At 68.0% G+C, this 14,636-nt stretch carries 15 protein-coding genes and 1 riboswitch; of the genes, 6 read left to right on the forward strand and 9 right to left on the reverse strand.

Annotated elements, in window-relative coordinates; genetic code table 11:
- Window positions 1-38: 38 nt before the first annotated feature.
- Window positions 39-1,610: a glutamate--cysteine ligase gene (gene gshA / locus JL37_RS13440; RefSeq protein WP_043544636.1), complete on the reverse strand. Its 1,572-nt coding sequence runs from the start codon at window positions 1,608-1,610 to the stop codon at window positions 39-41.
- Between the two features lie 32 nt (window positions 1,611-1,642).
- Window positions 1,643-2,536: an alpha/beta hydrolase gene (locus JL37_RS13445; RefSeq protein ID WP_197064611.1), complete on the reverse strand. Its 894-nt coding sequence runs from the start codon at window positions 2,534-2,536 to the stop codon at window positions 1,643-1,645.
- Window positions 2,537-2,594: 58 nt separating this feature from the next.
- Here JL37_RS13445 and JL37_RS13450 point away from each other — a divergent pair, with 58 nt between their 5' ends.
- Window positions 2,595-3,134 carry a hypothetical protein gene (locus tag JL37_RS13450; protein WP_043544638.1) on the forward strand — a complete coding sequence of 180 codons (540 nt, stop codon included), beginning with the start codon at window positions 2,595-2,597 and terminating at the stop codon, window positions 3,132-3,134.
- On the opposite strand, the gene JL37_RS13455 is transcribed toward JL37_RS13450, so the two are convergent.
- Window positions 3,124-3,351, reverse strand: a complete 228-nt coding sequence (locus JL37_RS13455; RefSeq protein ID WP_043544639.1) for a helix-turn-helix transcriptional regulator — start codon at window positions 3,349-3,351, stop codon at window positions 3,124-3,126. The genes JL37_RS13450 and JL37_RS13455 overlap by 11 nt on opposite strands.
- 121 nt (window positions 3,352-3,472) lie before the next feature.
- Between JL37_RS13455 and JL37_RS13460 the strand changes: the two genes are divergently transcribed.
- Entirely contained in the window at window positions 3,473-4,369 is an 897-nt protein-coding gene (locus JL37_RS13460; protein WP_043544640.1) for an AEC family transporter, read from the forward strand.
- A gap of 42 nt (window positions 4,370-4,411) precedes the next feature.
- Here JL37_RS13460 and JL37_RS13465 read toward each other — a convergent pair whose 3' ends face one another.
- The 5 genes from JL37_RS13465 to JL37_RS13485 all read right to left on the reverse strand — a co-directional run bounded on the left by JL37_RS13465 (window position 4,412) and on the right by JL37_RS13485 (window position 9,080).
- Window positions 4,412-5,419: an Ldh family oxidoreductase gene (locus tag JL37_RS13465; RefSeq protein WP_043544641.1), complete on the reverse strand. Its 1,008-nt coding sequence runs from the start codon at window positions 5,417-5,419 to the stop codon at window positions 4,412-4,414.
- 10 nt (window positions 5,420-5,429) lie between these two features.
- Complete coding sequence (locus JL37_RS13470) at window positions 5,430-6,386, reverse strand: hydroxyacid dehydrogenase (protein ID WP_043544642.1); 957 nt, start codon at window positions 6,384-6,386, stop codon at window positions 5,430-5,432.
- Between the two features lie 14 nt (window positions 6,387-6,400).
- A complete protein-coding gene (locus JL37_RS13475) occupies window positions 6,401-7,414 on the reverse strand; it encodes a tripartite tricarboxylate transporter substrate binding protein (RefSeq protein WP_043544643.1) in 1,014 nt (337 codons plus the stop codon).
- Window positions 7,415-7,594: 180 nt separating this feature from the next.
- Complete coding sequence (locus JL37_RS13480) at window positions 7,595-8,770, reverse strand: UxaA family hydrolase (protein WP_043544644.1); 1,176 nt, start codon at window positions 8,768-8,770, stop codon at window positions 7,595-7,597.
- Between the two features lie 28 nt (window positions 8,771-8,798).
- Window positions 8,799-9,080, reverse strand: a complete 282-nt coding sequence (locus JL37_RS13485; RefSeq protein ID WP_043544645.1) for a UxaA family hydrolase — start codon at window positions 9,078-9,080, stop codon at window positions 8,799-8,801.
- A 180-nt stretch (window positions 9,081-9,260) separates the two neighbouring features.
- On the opposite strand from JL37_RS13485, the gene JL37_RS13490 reads away from it, so the two are divergent.
- The 4 genes from JL37_RS13490 to JL37_RS13505 all read left to right on the forward strand — a co-directional run bounded on the left by JL37_RS13490 (window position 9,261) and on the right by JL37_RS13505 (window position 13,402).
- On the forward strand, window positions 9,261-10,016 hold the full coding sequence (locus JL37_RS13490; RefSeq protein ID WP_043544646.1) for a GntR family transcriptional regulator: 756 nt from the start codon (window positions 9,261-9,263) through the stop codon (window positions 10,014-10,016).
- An 89-nt stretch (window positions 10,017-10,105) separates the two neighbouring features.
- A riboswitch (SAM riboswitch) is annotated at window positions 10,106-10,187 on the forward strand.
- On the forward strand, window positions 10,177-11,436 hold the full coding sequence (locus tag JL37_RS13495) for a homoserine O-acetyltransferase (protein WP_043544647.1): 1,260 nt from the start codon (window positions 10,177-10,179) through the stop codon (window positions 11,434-11,436). It overlaps the preceding riboswitch by 11 nt.
- Window positions 11,433-12,047: a methionine biosynthesis protein MetW gene (gene metW / locus JL37_RS13500; RefSeq protein WP_043544648.1), complete on the forward strand. Its 615-nt coding sequence runs from the start codon at window positions 11,433-11,435 to the stop codon at window positions 12,045-12,047. Before JL37_RS13495 ends, metW begins: the two co-directional genes overlap by 4 nt.
- Before the next feature lie 143 nt (window positions 12,048-12,190).
- A complete protein-coding gene (locus tag JL37_RS13505) occupies window positions 12,191-13,402 on the forward strand; it encodes a muropeptide transporter (protein WP_231570341.1) in 1,212 nt (403 codons plus the stop codon).
- Window positions 13,403-13,602: 200 nt separating this feature from the next.
- Here JL37_RS13505 and JL37_RS13510 read toward each other — a convergent pair whose 3' ends face one another.
- Window positions 13,603-14,472 carry a universal stress protein gene (locus JL37_RS13510; protein ID WP_043544650.1) on the reverse strand — a complete coding sequence of 290 codons (870 nt, stop codon included), beginning with the start codon at window positions 14,470-14,472 and terminating at the stop codon, window positions 13,603-13,605.
- Between the last annotated feature and the right edge of the window lie 164 nt (window positions 14,473-14,636).

The raw sequence follows: 14,636 nt of genomic DNA on the forward strand, positions 1-14,636 counted from the left end.
GGACCAAAACCCTAACGATACGCCTTAATCGACGCGCCTTACCCGCGGGGCGCCTTCAGCGCCGCGTGGTAGCGGGCGACATAGGTATCGAAATCCTCCGTATCCGATTGCTCCAGGCGCAGCTGTTCCGCGACGGACTGCGCGGCGGCCTGTTCGTAGGCTGAGGCCAGGTCCGCCGGCAGGGCCTGCGAACGCAGCGTGTCCGCATGCTTGCGGCTGAGGTCCAGCGAATAGTCGTGGAAGGACAGGCCGCTTTCGGTCAGGGAGGCCAGCAGGCGGGCGGACGGCGTGGAGTCCGGGTGGTCGAGCTTGGCGCGCTGCGCCGCCAGCGCTTCGGCGTAGGCGCTGCAGTCCAGGGCCGAGTCGAACAGGGCGGCATAGGGCGCGATCTGGTCCAGCAGTTCGTGGCCCCATTGGGCCAGGCCGATGGACTGGCCTTCGCGGTCCAGCGTCAGGCCGGGCTTGCGGCCTTCCTTCACGACGGTCGAGAAGTTGTCGGCGCTGCGCTGGCAGTAGCCGTTGGCGGGGAAGAAAGGGCTGTCGGATGCGGCGCAGAAAAGCAGGAAGGCATCGACGAAGCGGCTGGTGGCGGCTTCGATGCCGACGGGCGAATTGGGATCGATGTCCAGGCAGCGGACTTCGACATACTGCACGCCGCGTTCGGCCAGAGCCGTGATGGGACGCTCGCACCGGCCGGTGGCGCGCTTGGGGCGGATGCTCGAGTAGTACTCGTTTTCGATCTGCAGCACGTTGGTGTTGAGCTGGATCCATTCGCCGTCGCGATGGGTGCCGATCTTCTGGTAATCGGGCCAGGGTTGCGTCACGGCGGCGTACAGCCGGCCCAGGAACGTGTCCAGGTCGTTGTAGCAGAGCTTGAGCTGCGATTGCGCCTTGTTCTGGTAGCCCAGGTCGCTCATGCGCAGGCTGGTGGCGTAGGGCAGGTACAGCGTGCTGTCGTCCAGCTTGCGCAGCGGATGCTCGCGCCCGCGCAGGAAGTCGCTGGACAGCGCCGGGGCGGCGCCGAACAGGTACATCAGCAGCCAGGAATAACGGGTGAAGTTGCGGATCAGGCCGATGTAGCCGCGCGAGCGGCGGTCCTGGACGGTGCCGGGCTGCGTATCGAGCACCGACCACAGCTCTTCGGCCAGCGAGAAGTTGTAGTGCACGCCCGCGATGCATTGCATCGTCTTGCCGTAGCGCACGGCCAGGCCGCGCCGGTACACGTGCTTGAGCATGCCCGTATTGGATTTGCCGTACCAGGCGATGGGGATGTCGGCCTCGGGCGGCAGCGTGGCGGGCATGGACTGGTTCCAGATCAGCTCATGGTCCAGCACGCCGTAGACATGGCGGTGGGTGTTCGTCAGCTCTGCCAACAGCGCGTCGACGTCCGTATGCGTGCCCGTGATGAGTTCGAGCAGGGATTCGGAATAGTCGGTGGTGACGTGCTCGTTGGTCAGCGCGGAGCCCAGCCCGGCGGGATGCGGGGTGCGGGCCAGCAGGCCTTGCTCGTCCACGCGCAGGCCTTCTTTCTCGATGCCCCGGAGGGTCTGGGTCAGCAGCGAGCGGTTGGCCTCTAGGCGGGAGAGTCGGTTGGCGGCGGTATCGGTCACGGATTCTTCTCGTTTGGGTCTGTCCGCGGATTTTACGGGGTGCCAGCCTCCTGTGCCGAGGGAGCCAATACTGGGGACAGGGACAATGCCTGCGCCGTGCGCGCCAGCCATTCGTCCAGGTCGGCATAGACCGGATCGGCGATGGGCGCGGTTTCATTGAAAATCTCGTGCCAGGCGGTGTCGTACCAGCGCAGCGTCAGCAGTTCGGCGGGCGCGCGCTGGGCAAACTGGCGGCTGCCCTCGGCGGCCACGATGGAGTCGTCCCCGGCCACCATCAGCAGGGTCCGGCAGGGCAGCGCCGGGGCTTCCTGCAGGGCCGCCCGGCCTTCTTCGTCCACGAAGCGGGCCAGCCGGCCGGTCATGCGGCGGCGCACGAGAGGGTCGGAGCGGTAGGCCCGCACCACGGCGCGGTCATGGGAGATCCGGGCGGGGGCCAGCCCGTGCGGAACCCGCAGGTCGGGCGCGTGCAGGGACATCCAGGTCAAGGTGCGGCGGACCCACAGCGGCACGTTGACGACGAACGGCGGCGAGCTGAGCACCAGCGCGTCGATGTCGGCCAGGCCCCGCTGGGCCATCCGCACGGCGACCAGGGCGCCCAGGCTGTGCGCCAGCACGATGGGCGACCGCCCCTGGATCCGGGTCCAGGCCTGGATCCGTTCGACCGCGTCCACCACCAGGTCGTCCTGCCGCTTCAGGGTCGCGGGCCGCCCGCCCGAATGGCCATGGCCCCGGTGGTCATGGGCGCCGACGATCCAGCCGCGGGCCGTCAGCCAGCGCGCCAGCCGGTCGTAGCGGCCGGCATGCTCGCTCAGCCCGTGCAAGAGGTAGATACTGGGAGTGCCCGGCCCGGCGAGGGGCGGGGCCACGTTGGGGGCGGCCCGCCAGACATAATTGGCCAATGGGGTGCCGTCGGGCGCGGGGGTCATGGAAATCGGCGACAATTTCTGGCTTCCTCGAAATGAATAGACCATCGGGTCCTCGGTAATGACGATTTCATCGCTGTTTCGTTTCATGTTCAAGAAAGCCGGCGCTGCCGCGGGGCTGGCCCTGCTGGTGGCCGCCTGCTCGCCCAGTTACAACTGGCGCGAAGTGGACGTGGCCGATGGGCACGTGCGCGCGGCGTTCCCGGACCGGGTCATGACCGACACCCGGGATCTGAAGCTGGATTCCCACACCCTGCGCTTCACCCTGGCCAGCGCCAGCGTGGGCGAGGCAGTCTTTGCCGTCGGGTCGGCTCCCCTGCCGCCGGACATCGCGGCGGATCCGGTGGCCAAGCGCGCGCTGGGGATGGCGCTGATGCGCTCGCTCTATACCAACATGCAGGCAATGCCGCCCATGGAATGGCCCGCCTACGGCGAAGTGATCGAAGTGCATGGCAAGGCCGTGGGCAAGCCGGGATGGCTGCAGGCCAAGGTATGGGTGACCGACACCATGCTGATCGAGGCCGTGGCGGCCGGCACGCAGGAAAGCCTGCCGGCAGAACGGGCGCGCGAATTCCTGCGCTCGGTCGTCGTCAAGCCGTGAGGGGTTCGAGCAGGCCGCGCTGCAGGGCCTCGACCGCCGCGGCGCGCCGGCCCCGCACGCCGAGCCTGGCGCAGGCATTGCGCAAATGGAAGTTCACCGTGCTTTCGCTGACGCCCAGGATGCGGGCGGTTTCCCAGCTGGTCTTGCCCAGCGCGGCCCATCTCAGGCAGGCTGCTTGGCGCGCCGAAAGTGGCGCGTTGTTGGGCGTGACGGACATGGCGGCTGGGGCGGGAAGCCTTTCAGTTGACGGGTTGCCTCATGCTGCGGTCCGCGTCGCCGGACCGGCAAGTAACGATGCCTCGGCGCATCAGTTTTCCTATCTTTGACGGAATAGTCGTATGCCTGCCATCGCGCAGTTCTATTTCTCGGCCATCGTGCTGATGCTGCCCCTGCTGTCCTGCGTGGGGGTGGGGGTATTCTGGGCCAAGCGCGACCTGCCGTTCGGCGGTTCCTTCGTCACCACGCTGGTCACGTCGGTGACCACGCCCGCGCTGGTGTTCCACACCTTCGTCACGACCCACCTGGACGATCGCGCGCTGGCCGACGTGGCCGTCGCGACCTTGCTGGCGCTGTTGCTCTGCGCGGCGGGATGCGCGTTGTGGCTGAAGGCATGGAAGCTGCCGGTGCGCACCTTGCTGCCCACGGCCTTCCTGCCCAATGCCGGCAACCTGGGCCTGCCGATTTCGCAAATGGCGTTCGGCGACGCGGGCCTGTCGGTGGCGGTGGCGTTCTTCGCGGTGAACTCCTTCGTGATGCACACCATCGCCGTCCGGCTGCTGCCGGGGGTGAATACCAAGGGCAGCTGGAAAAGCCCGATCCTGCTGGCCTCGGTGGTGGCGGTGGCGATGCGCATGCTGCACGTGCCGGTGCCCGAATGGGTGGTCGAGACGTCCCGCATGCTGGGCGCGGTGACGGTGCCGCTAATGTTGCTGAGCCTGGGCCACGCGCTGGCGCTGATCCCGTCCAACGGCCTGCGGGATGGCGCCAAGGTCGCGGTCGTCCGGCTGGCCGTCGGATTGGCCGCGGGCCTGGCGGTGGTGTGGGCGCTGGACCTGGAGCCGGTGCTGGCGGGCGCGCTGAGCCTGCAGATGGCCATGCCTTGCGCGGTGGTCAGCTACATGTACGTGAAACGCTACACGCCGCTGGGCGACACGGCGGCCGGCGCGGTGCTGGTATCGACCGTTGCGTTCCTGCTGCTGGCGCCGGTGATGTTGTGGTTGTCGCGGACGGCGTGACGGGCTGCGCGCAGGATGCGGCGGCGCGACCGCCTTTGCCGTTCAGCCCGCGCCGGCCATTTCCCTAAGCTGGGCCATCAGCGCGTCCGGCAGGTCGACCCCGTGCTTGAGGGCCGCGTCGCGCAGCTTGCGGCGGCGCTCGCCGGGCAGGCGCACCCCTTCGTCCTCGAGCATGGCCTCGACCAGCGTCTCGACCCGGTCCAGATAGGCGTCGTTGCCGGCCAGGGCGCCAGGGTCGATGGCCAGGAAGGCCTGGCCCAGCTGCGCCGGGCCGCCATCGTCCACGAAGAACGATTCCGTTTCGAATCCGAAGTGTGCGCCGGTCAGCGCGCAGGCCAGCAGCTCGACGATGAGCGCCAGCATCGCGCCCTTCACGCCGCCGGCGGGCAGCATGCTGCCCGCCAGGCCGGCCTTGGGATCGGTGGTTGGCTGGCCGTCGGCGTCCAGCGCCCAGCCCAGGGGGATGGGCTGGTTGTCGCGGGCGGCGATCATCAGCTTGCCGCGCGCGACCTGCGACAGCGACAGGTCGATCACGAGGCGCGCGCCGCCGCGGCGCGGGAAGACCGCGGCGATGGGGTTCGTGCCGAACAAGGGGCGTTTGCCGCCCCAGGCGGGCATGGCCGCCGGCGAGTTGCTCAGCGCCAGCGCCACCAGGCCGGCATCCGCCAGGGCTTCCAGGTGATAGGCCGCCGCGCCGAAATGGTGGCTGTTGGCGACGCCGACGAAGGCCACGCCGTGTTCGCGCGCCCGTGCCGCAGCCTGCTCCACGGCCAGCGCGCATGCGGGAAACGCCAGGCCCGAGCCGGCGTCGATCAGCGCGGCTCCGCCGCGCTCGTGCACGATGCGGGGCACGGCCGAGCCGATGGCGCGGCCGGCGCGCAGATGGCCGGCGTAGAACGGCACGCGCGACAGGCCGTGGGAGCCCAAGCCCTGGCTTTCGGCATGGACCAGCGCGCGGGCGGTGCTGTCCGCCATCGCGGGGTTGGCGCCGGCGGCCGCCAGCCCCGCGGCGGCGAGGAGTTGGAGTTCGTCCAGATAGATGTGAGCCATATCCTTCCTGTCAGGGGGCGGTGGCCGCCGCAGCCGCGGCGCTGCCGGTAAGGGCTATTGTCACACCGGCGGCCACCATGTCGGAAACGCGGGTGTTGGCTTCTTGCGTCAAGCCGGCGATGTGGGGCGTGAGTATCAGGTTGGGCGCTCCGGCCAAGGGGCTGCCGGCGGGCAGGGGTTCCTGGTCGTACACGTCCAGCGCCGCGCCTCGAAGCAAGCCGGCGCGCAGCGCCTGGGCCAGCGCGGCTTCGTCCACGATGCCGCCGCGCGAGGTATTGACCAGCACGGCGCCTGGCCGCAGGCGCGCGATGCGGTCTGCGTTCAGCAGATGTCGGGTGCCTGGCGTGAGCGGCAGGTGCAGCGTGACGGCGTCGGCCTGCGCCAGCAATTCGTCCAGCGGCATGGCGGCGACGCCGGTTTCCTCCCAGGCGGGATGGCCGGGCGGCAGCGCCGCGTCGCAGCCGATCACCCGCATGTCCAGCCCGCGCGCCAGGCGGGCGGCCAGCCGGCCGATGCCGCCGAAGCCCACGATGCCCAGCGTGCGGCCCTGCGCTTCCAGGCCCTGCGACAGCGCGGCGCGCGGCCATTCCCCCGCCGCGACCGCCGCCGAAGAAAAGTAGGCGCCGCGCAACAGCGCCAGCACCGTCCCGATCACGTACTCGGCGACGGCCCGCGCATTGGCGCCGGTGGCGGGTACCACCGCGATGCCGCGCGCGGCGCAGCCGTCCAGGTCGATATTGTCCAGGCCCACTCCCAGGCGGCCCACGGCCCGCAGCCGCGGCGCCGCTGCGAGCAGCGCGGCGTCCACCTGGCTGCGGTTGCGGACGATGAGGCCGTCGGCGTCGCCCACCGCCTGGAGCAGCGCTTCGCGCTGGTCCACCAGTTCCGGGGCGTACCGCACATCGAACCGCTGGCGCAGTGCTTCGATGGCGGGCGTGTCCATGAATTCCGAAATGACGATACGCATTGGCTTTTCCCGGCTCAGGCGACCTGGATGTTGGCGTCACGGATGATTTTTGCCCAGCGGTCTACCTCCGACTTCAGGTATTTGCTGAACTCTTCCGGACCGCGCGGTTGAGGTATGAAGCCCAGCTGCAGCAGCGCCTGCTTCATCGCCGGCTGCGAGATCTGGGCGACGATGGCGCCGCCGATGCGCTTGACCAGTTCGGGGGGCGTGCCCGCCGGCGCCAGCACGCCGGTGAAGTTCTCCACGATCAGGTCGGGCAGCCCGGCCTCTTTTACGGTGGGCACGTCGGGCAGGTCCGCGCTGCGTTCGTGGGTGGTGATGGCGAGCGCGCGCAGCGAGCCGTTCTTCACGTGAGGCAGCGATTCGGGATAGTTGGAGAACACCACGTCGAGGTGGCCGCCGATCAGGTCCGTGAGGGACGGCGCGCCGCCCTTGTACGGGATGTGCATCATGGGCAGGCCGGTGAGCTTCTGGTAAAGCGCCAGGGTCAGGTGCGGAGGCGTGCCGTTGCCGCTGGAGCCGGCCGACAGTGATTTCGCGCGGGCGGCCTTCGCCAGGTCTGCCATGCTCTTGATATCGCTCTTGGCGTTCACCACCACCATGATGGGGGACGAGGCCAGGCCCGCCAGGGGCGTCAGGTCGCGGGTCAGGTCGTAGCCGGCCTTGCCGGCGAAGAGCGTGACGTTGGCCGCGTGCGTGAGCGTGATCGCCAGCCATGAGTAGCCGTCGGGCGCGGCATGGGCGACGTGCGCCGCGCCGATGTTCGCGCTGCCGCCGGGCTTGTTCTCCACCACCACGTTCCAGCGCTCGGCGTCGCTCAGGGCCTTGCCCACCTGGCGCGCGGCCACGTCGGTGAGCCCGCCGGGCGGAAAGGGAACCACATAGTTGATCGGCCGCTCCGGCCAGGCGCTTTTTTGCGCCAGCGCCCGTTCCCACGGCGTCAGGGCACAGAGGCCGGCGGCGCCGAGGGCGCCGAGCAGGCGCCGGCGTTGCGCGGCGTCCGGGGTGAGATCGTGTTCGCTACTCATCTGTCTTCCTCCTTGGGTGGCGCCCGGGTAGGAATGCAACCGCCTGTGCCGCCGTGGCGGAAATCGCCCGGGTCTGCTGTTGTTGTTGCGATGGTGCTGCGGGGAGTGCGGGATGATGCCGCGTGCAGGACGGCGCGTCCGCAATCCTTCCTGCGGACGCGCCGGGGGATGCACGCCTGGTCAGGCGCTTTCGAAGATCCGCGTCAGGACGAACTCTCGGTGGCCCAGCGCCTCGGCCGCGGTCCAGCGGCCGTTGGCGGTGGCCAGCATGCATTCCAGCAGCTTGTCGCCCGCCTGGCCCAGGTCGATCTCGCGCTGCAGCAGGCCGCTGGTGTCCACGTCGATGTGTTCGGACATGGTGCGCACGGTGCGCGGGTTGGCGCAGATCTTGATGACGGGCAGGATTGGGTTGCCGATCACGTTGCCCTGGCCCGTGGGGAAGAAGTGCACCGCGTAGCCCGAGGCCGCGCACAGGGTCACCATTTCGGCCGCCGCGGAAGACGAATCCATGAACCACAGTCCGGGGCCGTCGGGGATCTCGGCTTTGTCGAGCACGCCGTCCACGCGGCATTGCTTGCCGATCTTCTGGATATTGCCCAGCGCCTTTTCCTCGATGGTGGTCAGCCCGCCCGCGATATTGCCCTTGGTGGGCTGGGACTCGGACAGGTCGCTCGTTTTCCAGCGGTCGATCATGTCCTGGTAGCGGTTGAACATGAACATGAAGCGTTCGCGCACGGCGTCGTTGGCGCAGCGTTCGGCCACGATGTGCTCGCCGCCGGTCAGTTCCGAGGTTTCGCCGAACACCAGCGTGGAGCCCAGCGCGTAAAGCTTGTCGAAGGCGTTGCCGACGGTGGGGTTCGCCCCACAGCCCGAGGTGGTGTCGGACTCCCCGCATTTGGTGGAAACCCACAGATCGGCGATGGGGCATTCGGTGCGCCCGAGCGCGGTGGCGTAGTGCACGAATTCCTTGGCGCAGCGCGAGGCGCGCATGATGGTGTCGTGGTCGCCGTGCAGTTCGATGCTGAATCCCATCACGGGCTTGCCGGTGGCGGCGATGCCGTCCACGACGCGCTTGGTCCAGCCTTCCTCGATGCCGATCACCACCACGGCGGCGACGTTGGGATTGCAGCCGGTGCCGATGAGCGTGCGGAAGTGCAGTTCCAGGTCCTCGCCGAACTGCAGCCGGCCATAAGGATGAGGCAGGGCGAGGGTGCCCTTGATGTTGTTGGCCACGGCTTCGGCCGCGGCATTGGAAATATCGTCCACGGGCAGGACGATGACATGGTTGCGGACGCCGACGCGGCCATTGTCGCGGCGGTAGCCCTGGAAGGTGGTCGAGGCGTTGATGACGGACATGGTGAGTTCCTGTTGCGGAGTGGCGGGCTTACCAGCGCTTGGTCTTGATGTTGTGCACATGGGCGTGCTGGCCGGCCTGGATGGGCGCGACCACGCGGCCGATATCGACGCCGTACTTGAAAACGGTGTCGCCGACGGCCATGTCTTTCATCGCCACCTTGTGGCCGATCGGAATGTCCTGCGAAGCGCGCACGTGGATGATCTTGTCTTCATCCATGATCCAGGCGTTCAGTTCCGTTCCGGCTGTGACGCCTTCCACCACGGCGACCGCCACCGTGTCCTTCGCATCGTGCAATACGGCGTGAATCATTTGTCTTCCTCTCTTGGGCTTGGGCGCCTGCCGGACGGGGCGGGCGCGGATCGCTACGGCAAGGAAATCTTAGGGCTCGATTTCATGCATGTCAACTAAATCATATATATGAATTGTATGACTTGAGAAGGTTCCGTCCCCGCCGCTACACTGTGGGCTCCTGATTTTTGCGATGCACCCATGAACACCAGCCTGTCATCGACTGTGCCTCTTGGCAGTCCCCTGTACGCGCAGGTCAAGCAGGCCGTGCTGGCCGCGCTGGCGCAAGGCGAGTGGAAGCAGGGCGAGGCGATCCCGCCTGAAAAACTCCTGGCGGAACGCTTCGGCGTATCCATCGGCACCTTGCGCAAGGCGATCGACGAGCTGGCCGCCGAGAACATCCTGGTGCGCCACCAGGGCCGCGGCACCTACGTGGCGGTGCATACGCGCAACCATCATTTCTTCAAGTTCTTCCGCATCGTCCGGCAGGACGGGAACAAGTCCTATCCCACGACCGAGCTGCTGCGCTTTCGGCGGCAACGGGCCTCGGCCATCGCGCGCGAAAAGCTGGATCTGCCCGCGGGCGCGATGGTGTTCGAGTTCACCAACGTGTTGTCGCTCAACGGAGACGTCGTCATGGTGGACGAGCTGTGCCTGCCGGAATCGTGCTTTCCGGGCATGACGGAGGCGCATTTGCGGGACCGCGCGAGCACTCTGTATGCGCTGTACCAGGACGTTTTCGGCGTGAACGTGATCGCGACCGACGAGCGCCTGCGCACCTGCCTGGCCGAACGCGTGCAGGCGCGGGCGCTGGGCGTGGCCGAAGGCAGCCCCTTGCTGGAGATCCGCCGCGTCGCCTTTTCGTACAAGCGGCAGCCCGTCGAATGGCGCATCTCGCGCGTGAATACCGAGCGCTACGAGTATCTGGGCCAGGAGCCCTGGGTGGCCGGCGCCTGACCTGCCGACGCGACGCCGTGGCGGCAGGGCGGGGCAAGGTCCGCTACGGCGTCCCGCGCAAGCAGTGCTAGAATTCCTGCCGCAGTACTCAAATTTTCGGCGCCGATTTGCCTGATCCGCTTGCGGGCGCCTTCCAATAAATCCAGCTAAAGAGGTCCGTATGACCACTCCTGCCCAAAATTTGGCCGGTGATTCGGCCAGCGGGTTCGTTCCCGCAACCATCACGACCGCCGCTGCCGCTGATCCCGGCTCCGTCGGTCTCGTCGCTCCCACCTTCATCCGATTCGATGAGCCGCTGCCTCTGTCCAGCGGCCAGTCGCTGGCCGCCTACGAGCTCGCCGTGGAAACCTACGGCACGCTCAACGCCGAGCGCAGCAACGCCGTCCTGGTCTGCCACGCGCTGAATGCTTCGCACCACGTGGCCGGGCAGGCGGCGGACAATCCCTCCGACGTGGGCTGGTGGGACAACATGGTCGGCCCCGGCAAGCCGGTGGACACCGACATCTTCTTCGTGATCGGGGTCAACAACCTGGGCTCCTGCTTCGGTTCGACCGGCCCGGCCAGCATCAACCCGGAAACCGGCAAACCCTGGGGCGCCGCCTTCCCGGTGCTCACCGTGGAAGACTGGGTGCGCGCGCAGGCCCGGGTCGCCGACCATTTCGGCATCGAGCGCTTCGCCGCCGTGATGGGCGGATCCCTGGGCGGCATGCAGGCGCTGAGCTGGGCCATCACCTTGCCCGAGCGGGTCGCCCATTGCGTGGTGATCGCCAGCACGCCGCGGCTCTCTGCGCAGAACATCGGCTTCAACGAAGTGGCGCGCCGGGCCATCATCACCGATCCGGATTTCCACGGCGGCGACTACTATGCGCAGGATGCCGTGCCGCGCCGCGGCCTGTCGGTGGCGCGTATGATCGGCCACATTACGTATCTGTCCGACGACGACATGGCCGAGAAGTTCGGCCGCGCGCAGCGCGCGCCCGCCGAGAACGGCGCATACCGCTACGGCTACGATGTCGAATTCGAGGTGGAGTCGTACCTGCGTTACCAGGGCGAGAAATTCACGCGCTATTTCGACGCCAACACCTATCTGCTGATCACCCGCGCGCTGGATTACTTCGACCCGGCCCGCAACACCGGCGGCGACCTGGCCCGGGCGCTGGCGCCGGCCAAGGCGGATTTCCTGCTGGTGTCGTTTTCGACCGATTGGCGCTTCCCGCCGGAGCGCTCCCGCGAGATCGTGCGTGCGCTGCTGAAGAACGCCAGCCCCGTCACCTACGCCGAGATCGACGCCCCGCATGGCCACGACGCGTTCCTGCTGGAAGACGCCCGCTACCATGCCGTGGTTCGCGGCTACTACGAACGCATCGCGCGCGAGCTGGGCCTCGGCGCGGCGGCCCAGACCGAAGGACGCTCCGAATGACTCCCGTGACTCCCCGCCATGCGCACAGCGTCCTGCGGCCCGACCTGGCGCGCATCGCAAGCTGGATAGAGCCCGGCAGCCGCGTGCTGGACCTGGGCTGCGGCGACGGGGCGTTGCTGGCGCACCTGCGCGACCACCGCCAGGTGAGCGGCGCGGGCGTGGAATTGGACGACACCTGCGTCATCGCCTGCGTGCGGCGCGGCGTCGAAGTCATCCAGCAGAACCTCGAGGACGGCCTGGCGCTGTTCGACGACAAGCAGTTCGACACCGTGGTGCTGTCGCAGACCCTGCAGTCCATGCACCGCACCGAGCACATCCTGCGCGAAATGGCGCGCGTGGCGCGGTTCGGCGTGGTGTCGTTCCCCAACTTCGGCTATTGGCCGCATGGCTGGTCCATCCTGCGCGGCCGCATGCCGGTGACCGGCCAGATGCCCTACCAGTGGTACAACACGCCGAATATCCACCTGTGCACGCTGCGCGACTTCGAGCAGCTGGCCGGAGAACTGCGCCTGGCCATTCTTGAACGCGCCACCTTCAACGAAGGGCGCGAAGTGAAGCTGTTCCCGAGCTGGCGCAGCACCCTGGCGGTATACCGTTTCGCGTCGCCCTGACATTCCGACACGCATCCTCCCGGCGGTGCGGGCGAACAGGCCCTAAAATGCCGCAAGCCCGCGGCGCCCGCCTGTAGCGCCGCGCCGGTGCGTTACAGGAGACCGTCATTACCGCAGCATCCAACGTCTACACCAGCCCCCGCGTGGCTCCCTTGCTGGTCCTGGGCTTTGCCAGCGGATTGCCTCTGGCCCTGACCAGCGGCACCTTGCAGGCCTGGGCCACCGTGGAAGGCGTGCCGCTGCAGCAGATCGGTTTCCTGACCCTGGTCGGCACGGCCTATACCCTCAAGTTCCTGTGGGCTCCCTTCGTGGACCGGTACGTGCCGCCCCTGCTGGGCCGGCGGCGCGGCTGGATGCTGCTGACCCAACTGCTGCTGGCCGCCGCCATCATGGCGATGGGCGCGCTGTCGCCGTCGTCCGCGCTGCAGCCGCTGGCGCTGCTGGCCGTGCTGGTGGCCTTCCTGTCCGCCACCCAGGACATCGCCTTCGACGCCTATTGCACCGACGTGCTGCGCAAGGAGGAGCGGGGCGCGGGCGCGGCCATCAAGGTCATGGGCTACCGGCTGGCCATGATCGTGTCGGGCGGGCTGGCGTTGATCCTCGCGGACCAGTGGATAGGCTGGGGCAATACCTATGTGCTGATGGGCGGCCTGATGCTGCTGTGCGCATTGGCCACGCTGTGGGCCCCGGAGCCCGAGCACGTCGCCAGCGCGCCGCGCGACCTGCGAGCGGCGGTGGGCGAGCCGTTGCGCGAGTTCTTTTCGCGGCGCGGGGCGCTGGCCGTTCTGCTGCTGATCGTGCTGTACAAGCTGGGCGATGCCTTTGCCGGCGCTTTGTCGACCACCTTCCTGATCCGCGGAGCGGGATTCTCCCCCACCGAGGTGGGGACCGTGAACAAAGTGCTGGGGCTGGCGGCGACCATCATCGGCGCGCTGGCCGGCGGATCGCTCATGTCGCGCTGGGGCCTGTACCGTTCGCTGATGGCCTTCGGCCTGCTCCAGGCGGTATCGAACCTGGCCTACTGGCTGATCGCCGTGAGCCCGAAGAGCGTCTGGCTGATGGCCACGGGCGTGGGGATCGAGAACCTCTGCGGCGGCCTGGGCACCGCATCCTTCGTGGGGCTGCTGATGGCGCTGTGCCGCCAACGGTTCTCCGCCACCCAGTTCGCCCTGCTGTCGGCGCTATCGGCCGTGGGCCGCACCTACCTGGCGGGCCCGCTTACGCCGCCGTTGGTCGAGCATATGGGCTGGCCGGGATTCTTCCTCCTGACCGTGGCGATCGCCTTGCCCGGCCTGGTGCTGCTGCACCTGCTGCGCGGCACCATAGAAACCATGGAAAAGCTGGGCGACTCGTAGGATGGGTGGAGAGCGAGAGGCTCTGCGCAAGTGCTCCGCCCTTCAGCGCTCGCAACCCATGCGGCCATGGACAGACTGTGTGCTTCTTCGGCCGAAAGACAGCCTATTGCGGCGGCATGGGTTCCGCGCGTCGAGCAACTGCGTTCTAGCCCAGGAACTCTCGCGCTGCACCCATCCTACGGTTGATCCGCTGGCTGTGCTTACTCTTCGCCGACCAGCCGCACGATGAGCACATCGCTGGGCAGGGATTCCAGCAGCCGTTCTGCCACGCTGCCGATGGCGGTGCGCAGGATGCCGGTGCGGCCGTGCGTGCCAGTCACGACCAGGTCGGAGCGGTGGTTGAACGAGTATTCCGACAGCACGGTCTCAGGCTGGCCGCATTCCAGCACCACCTTGGGAGCGGCCACGTTGGCCAGTTCCGGCGTTTCGGCGGTGAACTCCTGGGCGCTCTGTTCGGCGGCCTTGTAGAAGTTGCGCGTGACGGCCTCGTCCGGCACGTTCTTGCCCTGGAACGGCACATCGTAGGCGTGGAAAAGCGTGAGGTTGGCGTTCGGCACCAGTTGCAGCGCGGCGCGCAGGGCCTGGCGCGAACCCGCGGAGAAGTCGGTGGCCACGAGGACGTCGCGATACGGCCTGCGCGGACGGGTCTTGACCACGAGCACCGGGTGGCGGGCCTGGCGGGCCAGCTTTTCGACGGTGGTGCCCAGCAGCAGCCGGCCCAGCGTCTCGTCGCGAGCGATGCCGGTGACGATCAGCGAGCAGCCGTAGCTGTCGGCCGTTTCCATGATGCGCGCCAGCGGATCCCCGCTGACCACCACGACTTCGGTCTGCACGTCCGCGGCGGCCAGGTCTTCGGCCAGTTCGCGCTCGGCCAGGGCCTTGTGGTCGCTCGACAGGCGGCGCCAGACCGGCGTGGTCAGTCGTGCCGGCGTGGCATGGGATTCCATGACATGCAGGACGATGAGCTTGGTATTGAGTTCCTTGGCCAGTTGCAGCGCGCGATCCAGGGCGCGGTCGCCGCGCGCGCTGAGGTCGGTTGCCAACAGGATGGGACCAGTTTGCTGTGTCATTACGTTATCTCCCGGGTATGGCCGGACCGACGGCTCCCGCATCCGTGCTCTCCGGCCGTTCCGCCCTTGCGGGCATGTCCCCATTGTCTCGCTGCTGGCCGGACCGGGGCTTGATCGATATCAACGCAATGTTCAGCGTAAGGGATGACGCGCACTCAGGCAAT

This window comes from Achromobacter sp. RTa (genome assembly GCF_000757485.1).
Taxonomy (GTDB): domain Bacteria; phylum Pseudomonadota; class Gammaproteobacteria; order Burkholderiales; family Burkholderiaceae_B; genus Achromobacter.

What these genes read in the sequence shown, in the direction of transcription:
- JL37_RS13510 (WP_043544650.1), bottom strand. Translation starts at nt 14,472, where the DNA reads ATGACACAGCAAACTGGTCCCATCCTGTTGGCAACCGACCTCAGCGCG.
- JL37_RS13445 (WP_197064611.1), bottom strand. Translation starts at nt 2,536, where the DNA reads ATGACCCCCGCGCCCGACGGCACCCCATTGGCCAATTATGTCTGGCGG.
- JL37_RS13455 (WP_043544639.1), bottom strand. Translation starts at nt 3,351, where the DNA reads ATGTCCGTCACGCCCAACAACGCGCCACTTTCGGCGCGCCAAGCAGCC.
- JL37_RS13480 (WP_043544644.1), bottom strand. Translation starts at nt 8,770, where the DNA reads ATGTCCGTCATCAACGCCTCGACCACCTTCCAGGGCTACCGCCGCGAC.
- metW (WP_043544648.1), top strand. Translation starts at nt 11,433, where the DNA reads ATGACTCCCGTGACTCCCCGCCATGCGCACAGCGTCCTGCGGCCCGAC.
- JL37_RS13485 (WP_043544645.1), bottom strand. Translation starts at nt 9,080, where the DNA reads ATGATTCACGCCGTATTGCACGATGCGAAGGACACGGTGGCGGTCGCC.
- JL37_RS13495 (WP_043544647.1), top strand. Translation starts at nt 10,177, where the DNA reads ATGACCACTCCTGCCCAAAATTTGGCCGGTGATTCGGCCAGCGGGTTC.
- JL37_RS13475 (WP_043544643.1), bottom strand. Translation starts at nt 7,414, where the DNA reads ATGAGTAGCGAACACGATCTCACCCCGGACGCCGCGCAACGCCGGCGC.
- JL37_RS13460 (WP_043544640.1), top strand. Translation starts at nt 3,473, where the DNA reads ATGCCTGCCATCGCGCAGTTCTATTTCTCGGCCATCGTGCTGATGCTG.
- JL37_RS13465 (WP_043544641.1), bottom strand. Translation starts at nt 5,419, where the DNA reads ATGGCTCACATCTATCTGGACGAACTCCAACTCCTCGCCGCCGCGGGG.
- JL37_RS13490 (WP_043544646.1), top strand. Translation starts at nt 9,261, where the DNA reads ATGAACACCAGCCTGTCATCGACTGTGCCTCTTGGCAGTCCCCTGTAC.
- JL37_RS13470 (WP_043544642.1), bottom strand. Translation starts at nt 6,386, where the DNA reads ATGCGTATCGTCATTTCGGAATTCATGGACACGCCCGCCATCGAAGCA.
- JL37_RS13450 (WP_043544638.1), top strand. Translation starts at nt 2,595, where the DNA reads ATGACGATTTCATCGCTGTTTCGTTTCATGTTCAAGAAAGCCGGCGCT.